Here is a 15,001-nt window from a genome sequence, read left to right as displayed (position 1 = left end):
TTAGGGCTACTTATTTACTTTAGATAAGCCTATATTGGATCAACTACCTTAGCATTTGTGTGGACTTTGGGGCCACAATGCAAGGCAATGTCGTTCACTAACAAGAAAGAGAAAGCACAATGAAAATCGCCCTTTTCATCCCGTGTCTTGTTAACCAAATGATGCCGGATGTGGCCATTGCTACTCTGGAATTACTGGAAAAACTCGGACACAAAGTGATTCTACCCGCAGGCCAAACTTGCTGTGGCCAACCGATGACTAACTCGGGTTGCTTTGATGCAGCACGCAGTACCACCTTGAAATTACTCAATGCCTTCAAAGGTGTAGAATGCGATGCCATTGTTTGTCCTGCCGCTTCTTGTTTAGTGGCCGCCAAAGAAAATTTCCACGAGTTTGATAGCAGCCCAGAAGCTCAAGCCGTTATCGACAAACTCTATGAACTGACCGAGTTCCTCCACGATATCGCCCCCATTCCCGCCTTCAACAAACCTTTTGCCCATAAGATCAGCCTGCAACTAAGCTGTCACGGCATTCGTATGCTGAGCCTTGCCACGCCAAGCGAGCAAATGGGCCCGCGATTCAACAAAGTTGAAGCCGTGCTTGCCAATATCGCTGGTATCGACATTGTCTATCCAGACCGTCGCGATGAATGCTGTGGCTTTGGTGGTACGTTTGCCGTCGATGAAGGAGCCGTATCCGCCAAGATGGGTAAAGACAAAGCCCAAGCCCACGCGGCAACAGGCGCGCAATATGTGGTTGGCTTCGATCCCTCTTGCCTCTTGCACCTCGATGGCATGATCCGCAGACAGCAATTGCCGATTGAAATTCGCCACATAGCGCAAGTGCTTAACGCCGCGCTCTAGGAGACCCACTATGGCATATCAACATAATCACGGGGCCACGGGTTCACAGGTTCACGCTCATAAAGCCGATATTTTCTGCCGCGATGAAACCCGAGTTGACTGGCACTCTAAAGCCCTTTGGGTACTGCGCGAAAAACGCGATCGCGCCGCTGGCAGCTTACCCGAATGGGAGCAATTACGTCAGTTAGGTTCTGAAATCAAACTGCACACCTTAACCAACCTTGCACAATACCTTGAAACCTTTGAGCAAAACTGTCTTGCCAACGGCATCAAAGTGCATTGGGCTAAAGATGGTGCCGAGCACAACCGTATCGTGCACGAGATCTTAGCTAGCCATAAAGTGAAGAAGTTAGTTAAGTCAAAATCTATGCTCACCGAGGAATGTCATCTCAATCCTTACTTAGAGCAGCGTGGAATTGAAGTCATCGACACCGACTTAGGTGAGCGCATTATTCAGCTCGCGAAAATGCCGCCTTCGCACATTGTGGTGCCCGCTATCCACATGAAAAAAGAAGAAGTCGGTGACCTCTTCCATGAGAAACTCGGCACTAAAGCGGGGGCAGCCGATCCCTTGTATTTAACCCGTGCCGCCCGCGCGCATTTGCGTGAAAAATTCCTCAGCGCCGATGCCGCCATGACAGGGGTAAACATGGCGATTGCCGATAAGGGCGCCGTGGTCGTTTGTACCAACGAAGGTAACGCCGATATGGGCGCTAACCTGCCCAAGTTGCAGTTGCATTCAATGGGGATCGACAAAATTGTCCCCGATATCGACAGCGCCGCCGTGTTACTACGCACCCTCGCACGCAACGCAACTGGCCAACCCGTCACTACTTATAGCGCCTTCTACCGTGGACCACAGGTCGATGGAGAGATGCATGTGATCATCGTCGATAACGGCCGTACCGAGATGATGAAGGATAAAATCCTTGCCGAATCATTGAAATGTATTCGTTGCGGCGGTTGTTTAAATACTTGTCCTGTGTATCGCCGCTCTGGTGGTTACAGCTACAACTACACCATTCCTGGTCCGATTGGGATTGCGGTGGGCGCCAAGCATGACGATACCAACTCCATCGCTTGGGCTTGTACTCTGTGTGGTAGCTGTACCTATGTCTGCCCGACCAAGGTGCCGCTCGATAAGATTATTCACCACCACAGACGCCTTAAGGCCGAAGCCGGACAACTCCCCTACGGCAAAAACGGCTATATGCCATTAGTGGGTAAATTTATGGCAAGCACTACTCTGCTCAATTGCTCAATGGGCGCGGCCCGAACTGCACTGCGCATTCTGCCGGGTAGTCTGCTCAAGCCCTTTAGCGGTGCCTGGGGTAAATACCGTGAACTGCCAGTCGCCCCCAACTCCAGCTTCGAAGCTTGGTTTAAGAAACACAGGAGCCTATAAGATGTCTAGTAAGCACGAAATTCTCAATGCGCTCAAACTGTCGGCTTTAACAAACCATCCTATGCCGAGCATCGATGTCGCCCCAAGGGTTGAAGATCTGGTTGGCCAGTTTGAAACCAATCTGAAAACCGTTGCGGGTACACTTCACCGTGAAGGTGGCCTCGCGGCACTGCAAGCCAAAGTGGATGAGCTTGTCGCCCAAGGCTTACAGGTTATCTCCCTCGTTGAGGGCATCACAGCAAACCGTGATGTGCCACCAACGGCTCACGAGCTCAGGGATATCGATTATGCGGTGATCCCTGGGGATATTGGTGTTGCCGAAAATGGTGCCATTTGGGTAAACAATAAGAACTTAGGCCACAGAGTAACGCCTTTTATCTGTGAAAACCTGATCTTAGCCCTGCCAACCAATAAGATTGTGCCAAACATGCACCAAGCGGCAAAAGACATCACGCTAGCCTCAGGTGAGTTTGGGGTGTTTATCGCAGGCCCCTCAAAAACCGCCGATATCGAGCAAGCCTTAGTCGTCGGTGCCCACGGTGCCTGTAGCTTGAACGTGTATTTGCTGTAATGCCTCAAGATTTAATGTAACCAAGAAAACGCAAAGGTTACGGGACAATCGAAACAAGAAAGCCGACCTTCATTGGCGGCTTTCTTATTTAAAATTTAGCATGACGATATTTGAACAATTTGATTTATAAGGCTTAATCATCTAAAGGTACAGGCTTGCCATGGCCTTCGCTCGCCGACTAGGTGAATAGAGCAATCTAGGATTTTTAAGCTTATGAACGAGAGTCATGGTCGTTATCACGTATCCCTGCATTGCACGACATTCAGGCGCCTACTCTTTGATAAGCGCCGCAGCCAAAGCAATAGCTAGTGATAAGTAAGGGATCTTTATCAAGTCGCTTTAACCAAGTGCGATAGCGCAATACTGAGGATGCCTTGCGAGTATCCTCGACGTGGCTGGTCGTATTCTCGACTATCTATTTGGCATTTATAGTAAAGGTGAGTAAATGAACGAGGTATTACTACAAATAAAGGCGCTCACCAATAGTGATCCTTTGTTGACGGCTGTCATTGTCGGAGTATTAACATTTACGTTAATTGGACTCGTAGGCTACATGCTAAAAGATGTCCCCGCGAAACTGTTAAGTTGGCTCAGTAGCCTGCTATTTGTGCGGCTCACTATAGACGATAGCCATCAGGCACGCACAGAAATATTCAATAAGCTGTCCTTTTTGATCAGTAATACTACCATTCCGTTTTTTTCACGCTCTATCTCTGAGGCTGTGTACTTTGACTATGCTGTGAATTACGACGGGCGTGTCAGTGTTAAGTCTATCGGCTATGGTATGCATCTGTTTAAATACGGTGGTTGTTTTATGTTGGCAACCCGTACTAAGGTCGATAGTTCGATGGCATACGATTCTATTACTGTAAGAGCACCATGGTGGGCAAAAGATAAACTATATCGTTTTTTAGAAGATACTCGTGGAGACATCTCTACTGAGCCGAAAGTGAATATTTTCGAAGAAACCGAATGGTGTCGCTATGGCACATTGAAATCATCGGGTTTTAGTGACTTAGTGCTAGATGAAGGGTTTAAGCAGGACTTGATGAGGGAAGTTGATAACTTCGCAAGTCGGGGAAAATCGGTTGTCAGTAAGCTAACCATACTGCTACATGGAAAAACGGGCACGGGTAAGACGGGTATCGCGAGGGCCTTAGCGGTTGAGTATCATCGCGATCTATACATATTGAATCTATCGACTGTCAATGATGCCACTATTCATAAGGCGATTAGAAAGGTAGCGCCCGGAGCGATGTTGTTAATAGAGGACTGTGATTGTGTAAAGGCTACGGTATCACGTACAGCTGAAAGCAACGTAGACAACCCACCACTCACTTTAGGTGGCGTACTAAACGCGTTAGACGGCGTCATTCCTCTTGATGACTGCCTTGTCATAATGACCACAAATCATCTCGATCATCTTGACCCTGCGTTGATACGTAAAGGTCGTGTAGATGTCAGTATTGAAGTACCACTTATCAGTGCAAAGCAAGTTAATGAGGACTACTTTGAGCGTTTTGGCGCAGTACTGAATAGAACTGAGCCATTGTTAGGTTGTGAAGTCTATGAACTCCATCGCAGAGCGAAGTTAAGATATGGTAGTGTCCATAATTCTGTGTGATTTCAGTAAAAATCTGACTATCCATTTTAGATCAACAACATAAGCACTTTTGGTTTGTCTACAACTTATACGAGCTAAAGCTGAGACATGAAATTGAGCTAACTCATTAAAATATTGGTGTATTTAAATATTAACCCACCCAATAAAACAAATGAGCAGTGATTGGTTTAGATAAACAGGATTACAGTGAGTTGCAGGACATGACATCCCATTTTTGAGATTGGACAGTCAATAATTGATTTTTTACTTTTTATAAGGGAACGACCAAGTGTTCTTGGGCGTTTTTATATTTGGGTTAACTAACCGCAATGCATCGTATAGTTCGCTTCGCTTATATGGATAGTTAGGGCTCAATAAAACTGATGAACCATTACTCATTTTCACTAAAATAAGGCTAGCGTTTGATCCTATATCTGTGCTGTGCTCAATTTCAATAATGTCTTGCGGATTGACACTGAACGTCCATTCTTTAAAAGTAGGATGAAATGAGCTGAACTCGGAGTTTGTCAGCTTGATATAAAATTTCGCAGGATGAGTAAGCAACCATGCTGTTAGCGATAACAGGGCAAGCTCAGAAACCACAACAATATATTTTACGTAAAATAAAAATTCGTTATAAAAAGGATCACTTTTTGGAATGAATATCAAAATAAGCCAAAGGATAACGGGCAAAAAAAGCATATTAAAAGCGAGCATTTTGGCTTGTTGTTTTCTGTTTCTTTCATAATAGAAAAATGTGCGTTTAATATTCATATAATTAACGCCTAGATTCAGTGCTAAAAGCACCGCAGTTGGTTGACGTTATCACCCGCGCCTTCTGCTGGCGATAAAATGTGATTATCACAAGTCTGAGCATTCATCAAAAAATCCGTATAATTGGGATTGTCTGAAACTCCATCTCAACGACTCCATCACTGAGATAATCAAACAACTGGCGATTTTAAATCAACAACATAATGTACTTTTGGTTTGCCTACAACACGCTCAGATTAAAATGGTTTATTAAACGATCGGTTGGGTAAATTGCGTATATAAAAAATGGCAGAGAAAAATTGTTTCTCCGCCATTTTGATGAAAAAGCTCAATCTATGTTTCTACAACAACCTGCTACATAAAGGCTTTCGTAAAGGCTTCCTTCGACTGGCGAATATAATTGCGTGCACTTTGAGCATGTTGTTCCCATACCGCCCTATCGCTTGGATCGGTAAAGGGATTTTGCTCGGCGGCAATCGAGCGCTCAAAGCGGTCATAGAAGGTTAACATCGCTGAAGTAATTTGATTAAAACGCTCTTTAAACTCCTGAAACTCATCCATTTTTTCAGTCGTTTTAATCATGTACTGTACCAGTTCAGCATTACTATTAGAGGCAAGTAAGGCTTCGGCTTTGGCGCTGATATTGGCATTCACTTCAGCCATGATTTGCGCCCGAGTCTGCTCATCTTTACTCATCACCTTACTGTAATTTTCGGGCGTACGGGCAATGCTGGCGTGTTGCAGATAGCTACGCAGATGTTTGTCTAAATCCTTGCGGAAATTGTCTAAGTTCTTCTGCATAGTGACTAAATCATTATCGAGTGCGGTCACCTGTTGCAACTCTTTTTCGATTTCAGACATAAAGCGCTCGGCCTGCTGGTAAATCTTAAGGCCGTTTTCCTCGGCAAACTTTTTATCACTGCGACTTAAGTCGCTGTTGTCATAGTTTGAGCGGTCAAAGGTGGCCGCAAGGAAGGATTTAAAAGGTTCAGCAAAGGCTGAGTAGGCGCCAGCACTCACCACATTTAAGGTGGCGGTTGCTAAGTCACCAAAGGGCTTGACCATAGAGCCTAAACGCGCCTGTTGAATCGGCGACGCAATCCGCTTAGCGTCAGTTAACACCGACCTAAAGGTGTTATAACCCAAAGGGTTAGACATTTTATTGCGCTCAGAGGTCGCCAGTACAAAGGTGATACTGGAATAAATCGCATTCGAATACTCAAGGTATTGTCTTTGGCTTTCGAGCTGGGCGGCGTAGTTTTTCCCCAGCGTTCTAAAGGATTCGGCCTGAACCTCGTAGTTTTTGTCTTCTTTAAGTTTATCTAAAATGCCGCCGATAATTTTTTGCTCGTTTTTTTGCAGGGCAATATCTAAGCGAATTTTATCGAGGGTTAAATCATCCAAACTGATAGGGCCATTAATCGCTTCAATATCGAGGCGAACATATTGACGACTCGGATCGTCAATCGACACCCGATGGGCTAAATATTCATTTGTGCCAGGAGTAACATCGATAAGCGCCACATGCTGCCACTGGGCATCCAGTTTTAATACGGGCGATGTGAGCACATTAATCCGATATTGGGTTTGGATATTTTGAGTTTTTACCCAAAACTCTAATAGACCCGCTTCCGATACAGGGTATTTACTGACAATACTGCTATTGCCTTCTGCACATAACAACGCACTCTCGCCACTATGGGGCTCAGCACCCTCAAATTGGCACCCCATGATCCAAGACCAAGGTTGTGATAAGCGGTTACCCTCAAAATCGCTAGCAAACACTAACTCATTATCCTTGGCGCTGGCGTTAACACTGGTTAACACGCCAAACAACAGCATAGAGATGACTGCAGCGGTGCGCATAAGAGCCTCATAAAACTTAAATAACAAACGAAAAGCCAGACAAAGTGGCCCAGAATTTATCCTATCCCCCCGCATTACTGTCAGTCGGTAACGGTATTTTATCGACAACACTCATACTACAGACTGAGCTCATTTTAAGCAGGGTTTAAACCAGCGAAATGTATCAGAGCCCATGCCGACACGCCAGTATTAAGTCGGTTTCAAGACTAAGATAATAACTAAACAAAAATTAGGCTTTAATCTTAAGCCGCTGCATGGCAATGAACATCCAAATGACCAATAGCGTGCTACAGGTCGCGAGCGATATCCACACACCGATCACGCCAAAAGCCCAAGCAAAACAGTAGATAATCGCAGCAATCAGTATGAGTTTTGCGCCAGTTAGAATCGATGCTTGTTTCGAACAATTAATCGCTTGGAAGAAGCTCGCCCCCACTAAAATGAGGCCTTCCATCGGCAAGCCCCAGAAATACCATCGCATGCCTTCAATCGCGACGGGCGTAAGGCTTGGGTTATCACCGGCAAACAGGTACACCAACCATTCAGGGCGGGAATAAATCAACACTAGACCGAGTGCGGCGGTGAGTAGGGTCATGCCAAAGGCAATATTGCGTGCCTGTTTAACCCTATCGAAGCGCCCTGCTCCCGCATTAAAGCTATAAATCGGCTGAGTACCGAGGGCAATCCCCTCAAAAATCAGGTAGAAAAACGCTTCGGTATAACTGACCACCCCGTATGCTGCCACATGCAAAGGGCCACCAACCCATAAAAATGCGGTGTTATGCAGAGTCAATACAATCGACAGATACAGATTCATTAAAAAGCTTGGCAAACCAACACGGGCGATGTTGATGCAGTTATCAAGCTTAAGCTTCATCTGCTCTAGGTTGATTTTGAGCTGAGTGCGCGCCCCAAAAAAATGCTGCAGGCAGAGCAAGCCAGTCACAGCCTGCGACAACATGGTGGCAATCGCCGCCCCTGCTAAACCGAAGGGAAACACCACAATAAACAGCCAATCTAAAAAGGTGTTCAGCACGCCACCTAAGATCAGCACAAAGGTCACCATGGAGGGGCGACCATCGTTACGCAGCAAGGTGGTAAATGTCATTGAGATAATAGGGAAATGACATAAGGCAAAATACCAAAACAGGTATTCATTAGCATTTTCGAGTATTTCTCCCTCAGCGCCGAGGGCGATTAAAATATCTCGCGAAAAAATCCCGCCGATTAAGGCAAAAAATGCCCCTGCCAGTAAACACAAGCTAAAGGCGTTGCCGAGCAACTTACGCGCCTTGGCGACATTACCTTGCCCCAAGTTAATCGAGACTAACGCGGCACTGCCCATGCCAATCATGGCACCGACGGCGTAGAGAATCGCGCCCACGGGATAAGCCAGCATCATGCCAGCAAGCCCCGTTTCACCGAGATAATGGCCGACGAAGATACCATCAATGGTGACATATACCCCAGTCACCAGCATGGAGGCGATTGTTGGAATGGTATAGCGCCAGAAAAGCTTCGAAATCGGCTCTTGCAGCAGGCGTTGATCCGTTGCGCTATGGGAAACAGCAGTCATAACCAAATCTCACAAAAATAAAGGCAGGGTGCGCACTCAGATTGTTCTAGCGGTATTCACTTAGATAAATAGAATGATGAACAAAAATGCGGCAATGGATTGTACCTAAATTTTACTTTAATACCAAACCCGATTAGCAGGATAAATTTATAACAAAAACTAATCTACACAATATCTTACTGATGGCACACTTTTACCAACCCATCACGACAAATAAAACACTACTCAATAACAGATGTGGCGAAACTCATCATTTTTCACTACTTTTTTGGTATTTACCCCTTAATTAGGTAAAGTGTAGGTTTATATTGCCCGAAATGAGTTAATTATCGAGGCATTATTTGTCTCTGCAATTTAGCTAACCATTTAATTAATAATGAATTAGTGAAATTAAAGTCAATAACAATAATAAAGGGAAGGACATGAGTCACAATAGTCCAAATGCAGAGAATGATCTGCGCGAAGTCAAACAATTAGGTATGTGGGCCTCCATCACTAGCCTAAGTTATATTTTTTGGTTAGTGGGCGGCATGGAGTTGGTCGAGCGTATTGCCTATTACGGTGTCAAAGCCAGTGCGGGCTTATACGCCAAAGCGCCTGAATCGGCTGGCGGTCTGGGGATCAGCCTCAGCGACTATGGCATTATTATTTCGCTCTGGGCGATTATGCAAACATTTGTACCCGTCTTTACTGGCGGGATTTCCGACCGGGTCGGCTACAAGGAAACCATTTTCGGCTCGACCGTGATTAAAATCATGGGCTACCTGACTATGGCGTTCTTCCCTACCTTTTGGGGCTTTTTATCGGGGGCACTGCTACTCGCCATCGGCACGGGTATCTTTAAACCCGGTATTCAAGGCACCTTAGTGCTCTCCACCAATCGCAATAATACCTCCATGGCTTGGGGGATATTTTACCAAGTCGTGAATATCGGTGGATTTTTAGGGCCACTCGTTGCCGTGCATATGCGTCAGCTTTCTTGGGATAATGTGTTTTATGCCTGCGCTGCGATTATCTCACTAAACTTCCTGTTTTTATTGACATATACCGAGCCAGGAAAAGCCGAGCGCCTCATCCGTAATCAACAAATTAAATCAGGTGAAGTCAAACAAGAGTCCCTATGGCGCGACGCTTGGCATGAGCTTAAAAAGCCAATTGTGATCTATTACATGCTAGTTTTTGCAGGCTTTTGGTTCCTCTTTAACGCCCTGTTCGACGTACTGCCGATCCACATATCCGAGTGGGTCGATACCAGCGTAATTGTCACCAGTTTGTTTGGTAGCGAAGGCACCAGCAACGGCATTTTACAGTTCTGGCTCGGGTTAAATAACGAAGGCACGAAAGTGATGCCTGAGGGCATGCTTAATCTCAACGCCGGCCTGATTATGACCAGCTGCTTTTTAATTGCCGCGCTGACCGCCAAATACCGCATCACCACGGCGATGCTGATTGGCTGTTTACTCAGTATCTTGGCCTTTGTGTTTATCGGTGCCTTCCATGCGGCTTGGTTTATTGTGCTCGCCATCGCGATGTTCTCCATCGGCGAAATGATGATTAGCCCAAAGAAAAACGAATTTATGGGTAACATAGCCCCCGAAGGTAAAAAAGCCATGTACCTTGGTTTTGTCATGCTACCTCAAGGGATTGGTTGGGGCTTAGAAGGTTATTTTGGCCCAAAACTCTATGAGATTTTTGCCTCGAAAGAATTGTTCTCACGCGACTTATTACTCGAGCGCGGCATGAGCGCAACGGATGTGAATGCCATCCCGCAAGGGGAAGCTTTTACCACCCTAGTCAGCTTTACCGGTGAAAATGCCCATGACCTCACTCAGCTGCTTTACCACAGCCACAACATTGGTATGGCTTGGTATATTATTGCGGCGATTGGCACCATTTCGGCGGTGGGTATTTATTTCTATGGTAAGTGGTTACTGACGCTGCAACGTGCGCAGCAGGCAGCGAACTAATACCTTAACTGCGTTATCTAAGCCGCTAATCGATTCCAATTAAAAATTGAGTGTGCATGCACTCACTTTTTATTTAACGGCCTTGATACGCGACTAAGTCATTAAATCTAGAATTAAAAAACCGCTAACAGTTCGACCTCAAATTGTTCAGCCGATAGCGCTAATCCTAAAACGTCGCATTGTGCCTGTAACTGTGCAAGCTCCTTATCAACCGCTGATAAGGTCAAGGTATTATCATCCAGCAAATACACCTGGCGTAAACTGGTGAAGTAAAATAGCAATGTAATCAACGCATTTATATCATTGTCCGCCGCAGCTGCTTTGACTTTAGCCAGCTTGCGATAAATGCGATTTTGCAGTTGCTTTAACTGCCACACATAATAAATCTCTTTAAAAAAGGGCTGAGTTTTTAGCTGATAGACAATGGCACTACAAAGTAATACCGCCAAAATCACCCCGAGTAAATTCCAGTGGAAATTTCCTGTAGGCTCACCGGGTAAAGCCTCTACGCCAAAGAGCGCAATTAATCCAGCCCCAAAGCCAAGGGAGCAAACGATCAAGGCCAATACTAAAACCACCATAAACAGGTTCATATTGCTACGATAAAGGGATTTATCAATTTGCTGTAACTTCATGGGTTCTCTTTTCATCAAAATACGCATTGGCGGCGCAGCATAACCCAGTTTGCTTGAGCTTGCCTGAATAATATAAGTCTTCCGCCATCACACTAACCATAAAGGATACAATTTGAAACAAATATGGTTAAGGATTCATATTATAAAATTACCAATCTTTTTATTTAGTTATCTTCCTGTTATTGAGGCACGATTATCCGCATTGATGACAGGTACGTGCAGATAGGGATCTAAATCAGTGTACAATTTGCTGATATTCAAAGTACGTAACGATTTATTTAACAAACTCCCCTTACTTGCACCACATTCCACTTGGAATGAAGCAACCATCACAGGAATGAAATGGCATTAAAGAACACCTTGCGAAGGTTAGTTTTGCTCACCCTCATTTGCTTAGTCGCCCCTATAAAAGCAGAGGAGCTCTTTGCGGTGGGGACTCGTTTTAGCCAAATTTTTGAACAAAAACCGAACGGCGAATACATCGGTTTAGGGGTAGATATACTCAATCGTTTTGCCCAGCAACAAAAAGTGACCATTCATTATCAAATAGCGCCTTGGCGCCGAGCGCAATCTATGGTCGAGCGCGGCCAAGCAGATATTTTAATTGGCCCCTATTTTTCGGAAGAACGGCAAAAGCACTTAGCCTTCTCGGCCCAACCCTTTTATCGCGATGAAATCGTTTTTTATGCCAGAGTCAATCATCCCACGCCTTGGGATGGTAGTTATGCCAGTATCCATGGATTAAGAATTGGCAAAATGCAAGGCTGGAGTTACGGCTATTTGTTTAACGAACGCACCAAAACGCTCACAATTAATGAATTTGCAGATCTCAAAAGTGGTATTGAACGCTTATCCCGTGGCGATCTCGATTTGCTTGCCACCAACATACGCAATACTCAAGCGGTGCTCGCACAAATCAAAATTCCACAGGCAATCACACCTATAATGCCAAGAATTGATATCCAAGATGGCTTTATGGCCTTTCCAAAAGACGTAAAATTTCAACCACTTCAACAACGTTTCGATCTATTTATGCAACATATGGTTGAGACAGGCGAATTGGCTACACTGGCAAAAATACGTGGCGTTACCATTCCCACCTCAATGCTCACCGATTAATCCCCTTCAATTAACCGGCTAAACATTCCATTAAGGCCAGTTCAATGTGGTCCCAATCCAGCTCTTGGGTTGCAATCATTTCGAGCCGAGAATCAACACAATCATCAAGTTCAGTGACAGTCATATCCCCACTGCTCCAATTGATCCCTGCAATACCATCGCTGGTAATCATCACCGCTTTTAAACGCAGTAAAGTAGGACTTGTTTGGGTCTGGAGGGTAATAAATTGCATTAATTTATCAAAATCAAACTCTTGCATAGGTTCAAATACCCAGCCGCAGCTAAAACAGCCCTCCCCCTGATTTTGCTTACGTACTATGCCACGCGCATCAAACTGGTAGACCTGCTCGCTTGCCTCCTCGGTAAACAGCCCCTGCAAACCCAAAGTGTCGGCAGTGTTACGCAACACACTCCGAGATTGGCTCAATGCGTTAATGCTAGCGGCTAGGTTAATGGCCGGTTTAGGTAAATCACGGCGGGGTTGCTTAAGGAGCTCAAGTAATTGAGCCGATAAGCCTTGAGGCAAACTATGCTCCACCACTGGCGTATTATCGAGTTGTAAGGCATTGAGATAATGAGTTAATTCCTGAGCTAATTGCCTGCCCTGCAATACCTCAAACTCAGGATATAAATCGGTTTTGGTCGCAACAATCACATCGGCTACTTGCAACTGCTGCACAAAATTATCATGTCCGCGGTAGCGTTCATCCATTAATTTACGGGCATCGATTAGGCATAAAGTGCTTTGAAGGCGGATAACATGTTGATAATGGGGCGCACTGAGGACTTTAATAATTTCATTAGGGTGCCCAAGTCCCGTAGGTTCAATCAGCAAGCGATCAGGCTTAGCACGGGCGATCAGTTGATTGATTGCCACTTGCGTGGGTACGCCCGCCGCGCAGCACATGCAGCCCCCGGCAACTTCACGAATCTGCACCCCACTGTTGTTTGCCTCTAAGAGGCCCGCATCGATACCGACTTCACCAAATTCATTGACTAATATCGCCCAAGTTTCGCCCTCAGGTTTAGTCTGCAAAAGTTGTTTTATAAGCGTTGTTTTACCGACACCTAAAAAACCTGTGATGATATTGGTGGGAATGGCTTTGACGATCATGGACAACACTCGCAGGGTAACGGGCAACGTTTAGGGGCATTCGAGTGTAGGGATATTCTAGTTAAAGCTCAACAAAAAGCGCGCCTTGGGCGCGCTGCGTACTGCACTATTTTACTTTATTGCCGCCCTGCGGCTTTCCACCAGAACGCTGAGTTTGAAATGGGCTAAATTTCGCCTTATCTTTTGAATACTTACCCTCGCGGGTAGGAGATTTTCTTGCTCTAGCTTGGCTCTCACTCGACTTTCCAGCAGCACTGACTTTGCCAATAGTGCGATCTTTTGGTGCTTTATAACTCCATTTAGTTTTAGTGGTTGCCGCGGGAGCATCGCGGTAACGTGCAGGCAGTGGCGTGCCCTCCTCGTAACCAGGCTGCACGGTGACAGGGAGTTGCTGACCAATTAAAGCTTCAATTTCTGCGAGCATTTCATCATCTGCTGGGCTGACAAATGAAATCGCTCGACCTGACAGGCCCGCACGGCCAGTGCGGCCAATACGATGGACATAATCTTCCGCGAGGAAAGGCAACTCTAGGTTTATCACTAAGGGAAGCGCCTGAATATCAAGCCCGCGGGCCGCCACATCGGTTGCCACCAACACGCGCAGTTTTCCGGCTTTAAAATCATCGAGCACTCGATTACGCGCCCCTTGGGTTTTATCCCCATGAAACACGCCCGCGCTGATCCCATCGAGTGTTAACTCCTGCAATAAATGCTCAGCGCATTCCCTAGTACTGGCGAACACCAACACTTGGCGCCAATTATTGCGCCCCACCAGCTCAGATAATAACTCTGCTTTGCGGCGCTTATCGACCCGATACACTAACTGTTCTACGGTCGATGCCGTGGTATTTTCGGCAACATTAACCCATTCAGGTTGATTGAGCATCTTATGGGAGAGTTGCTTCACCGCATCGCTATAGGTGGCTGAAAACAACATCGTTTGATGTACTGGGGCAATAAGGCGCTTCACCTTTTCAATGTCGCGTACAAAGCCTAAATCGAGCATACGATCCGCTTCGTCGATCACTAAGGTCGTTACACTGGACAGGTCTAAATTGAACTGGCCAATAATATCGAATAGTCGCCCTGGCGTTGCGACGAGGATATCGACGCCCTGCTCGACGCCTTTACGCTGCGGATTCATATTCGCACCGCCATAAACCGCTAAGGTTTTAAGGGGCAAAAACTGGCTATATTTTTGAATATTCGCACAAACTTGAATTGCCAACTCACGGGTTGGCGTCATCACTAAGGCGCGCAGCAAGGGTTTATCGGCAGGCTGGGCAGCAAGTTGCTCAAGCACGGGCAAGGCGAAGGAAGCGGTTTTACCTGTTCCAGTCTGAGCACAGGCCATAATATCCTTCCCCGTTAAGGCGAGAGGAATAACCTGTTGTTGCACTTGAGTGAGTTGCTGATAGCCACACTCAGTTATCGCATTCAAAATAGGTGAAGATAAGCCGAGTGTGTCAAATTTCATAGGAACTCTTAGGTGTTAGTCGGTGGAATTG

General features: G+C 45.8%; 12 protein-coding genes. 6 read left to right on the top strand and 6 right to left on the bottom strand.

Translation table 11 applies throughout. From position 1 onward, the window contains the following. The first annotated feature begins 119 nt into the window (after positions 1-119). From M0413_RS00790 to M0413_RS00775, 4 genes are all read left to right on the top strand, one after another. Positions 120-863 carry a (Fe-S)-binding protein gene (locus M0413_RS00790; RefSeq protein ID WP_249552815.1) on the top strand — a complete coding sequence of 248 codons (744 nt, stop codon included), beginning with the start codon at positions 120-122 and terminating at the stop codon, positions 861-863. Positions 864-873: 10 nt separating this feature from the next. Then, positions 874-2,268, top strand: coding sequence for a lactate utilization protein B (locus M0413_RS00785; RefSeq protein WP_055648002.1), 1,395 nt, complete (start codon positions 874-876; stop codon positions 2,266-2,268). 1 nt (position 2,269) lies between these two features. Further along, positions 2,270-2,839: a LutC/YkgG family protein gene (locus M0413_RS00780; RefSeq protein ID WP_249552813.1), complete on the top strand. Its 570-nt coding sequence runs from the start codon at positions 2,270-2,272 to the stop codon at positions 2,837-2,839. Between the two features lie 445 nt (positions 2,840-3,284). After that, entirely contained in the window at positions 3,285-4,463 is a 1,179-nt protein-coding gene (locus tag M0413_RS00775; RefSeq protein WP_069454563.1) for an AAA family ATPase, read from the top strand. A gap of 243 nt (positions 4,464-4,706) precedes the next feature. Here the strand turns inward: M0413_RS00775 and M0413_RS00770 are convergent, their stop codons facing one another. The 3 genes from M0413_RS00770 to M0413_RS00760 all read right to left on the bottom strand — a co-directional run bounded on the left by M0413_RS00770 (position 4,707) and on the right by M0413_RS00760 (position 8,658). Beyond that, positions 4,707-5,216, bottom strand: coding sequence for a hypothetical protein (locus M0413_RS00770; protein WP_249552810.1), 510 nt, complete (start codon positions 5,214-5,216; stop codon positions 4,707-4,709). A gap of 354 nt (positions 5,217-5,570) precedes the next feature. Beyond that, a complete protein-coding gene (gene bdpA / locus M0413_RS00765; protein ID WP_249552808.1) occupies positions 5,571-7,082 on the bottom strand; it encodes a BAR domain-like protein A BdpA in 1,512 nt (503 codons plus the stop codon). A 229-nt stretch (positions 7,083-7,311) separates the two neighbouring features. Continuing rightward, positions 7,312-8,658: an MATE family efflux transporter gene (locus tag M0413_RS00760; protein WP_169547025.1), complete on the bottom strand. Its 1,347-nt coding sequence runs from the start codon at positions 8,656-8,658 to the stop codon at positions 7,312-7,314. Between the two features lie 422 nt (positions 8,659-9,080). On the opposite strand from M0413_RS00760, the gene M0413_RS00755 reads away from it, so the two are divergent. Beyond that, positions 9,081-10,625 carry an MFS transporter gene (locus M0413_RS00755; protein WP_249552806.1) on the top strand — a complete coding sequence of 515 codons (1,545 nt, stop codon included), beginning with the start codon at positions 9,081-9,083 and terminating at the stop codon, positions 10,623-10,625. A 113-nt stretch (positions 10,626-10,738) separates the two neighbouring features. Here M0413_RS00755 and M0413_RS00750 read toward each other — a convergent pair whose 3' ends face one another. Then, positions 10,739-11,260, bottom strand: coding sequence for a DUF3087 domain-containing protein (locus M0413_RS00750; protein ID WP_249552804.1), 522 nt, complete (start codon positions 11,258-11,260; stop codon positions 10,739-10,741). Positions 11,261-11,602: 342 nt separating this feature from the next. Between M0413_RS00750 and M0413_RS00745 the strand changes: the two genes are divergently transcribed. After that, positions 11,603-12,379 (top strand): substrate-binding periplasmic protein, encoded by a 777-nt coding sequence (locus M0413_RS00745; protein ID WP_037416042.1) that lies wholly within the window; start codon positions 11,603-11,605, stop codon positions 12,377-12,379. 10 nt (positions 12,380-12,389) lie between these two features. Here the strand turns inward: M0413_RS00745 and M0413_RS00740 are convergent, their stop codons facing one another. Together M0413_RS00740 and M0413_RS00735 are read right to left on the bottom strand one after the other, a co-directional pair. Beyond that, positions 12,390-13,493, bottom strand: a complete 1,104-nt coding sequence (locus M0413_RS00740; protein WP_249552802.1) for a CobW family GTP-binding protein — start codon at positions 13,491-13,493, stop codon at positions 12,390-12,392. A 106-nt stretch (positions 13,494-13,599) separates the two neighbouring features. After that, the gene (locus tag M0413_RS00735) at positions 13,600-14,970 is read right to left on the bottom strand and encodes a DEAD/DEAH box helicase (RefSeq protein ID WP_249552801.1); all 1,371 of its coding nucleotides are present in this window, start codon (positions 14,968-14,970) and stop codon (positions 13,600-13,602) included. Between the last annotated feature and the right edge of the window lie 31 nt (positions 14,971-15,001).

This window comes from Shewanella sp. 8A, assembly GCF_023475945.1.
GTDB lineage: Bacteria > Pseudomonadota > Gammaproteobacteria > Enterobacterales > Shewanellaceae > Shewanella > Shewanella xiamenensis.
Note: the sequence above shows the minus strand (reverse complement) of the source record. Positions and strands in the feature narration are given on the sequence as shown.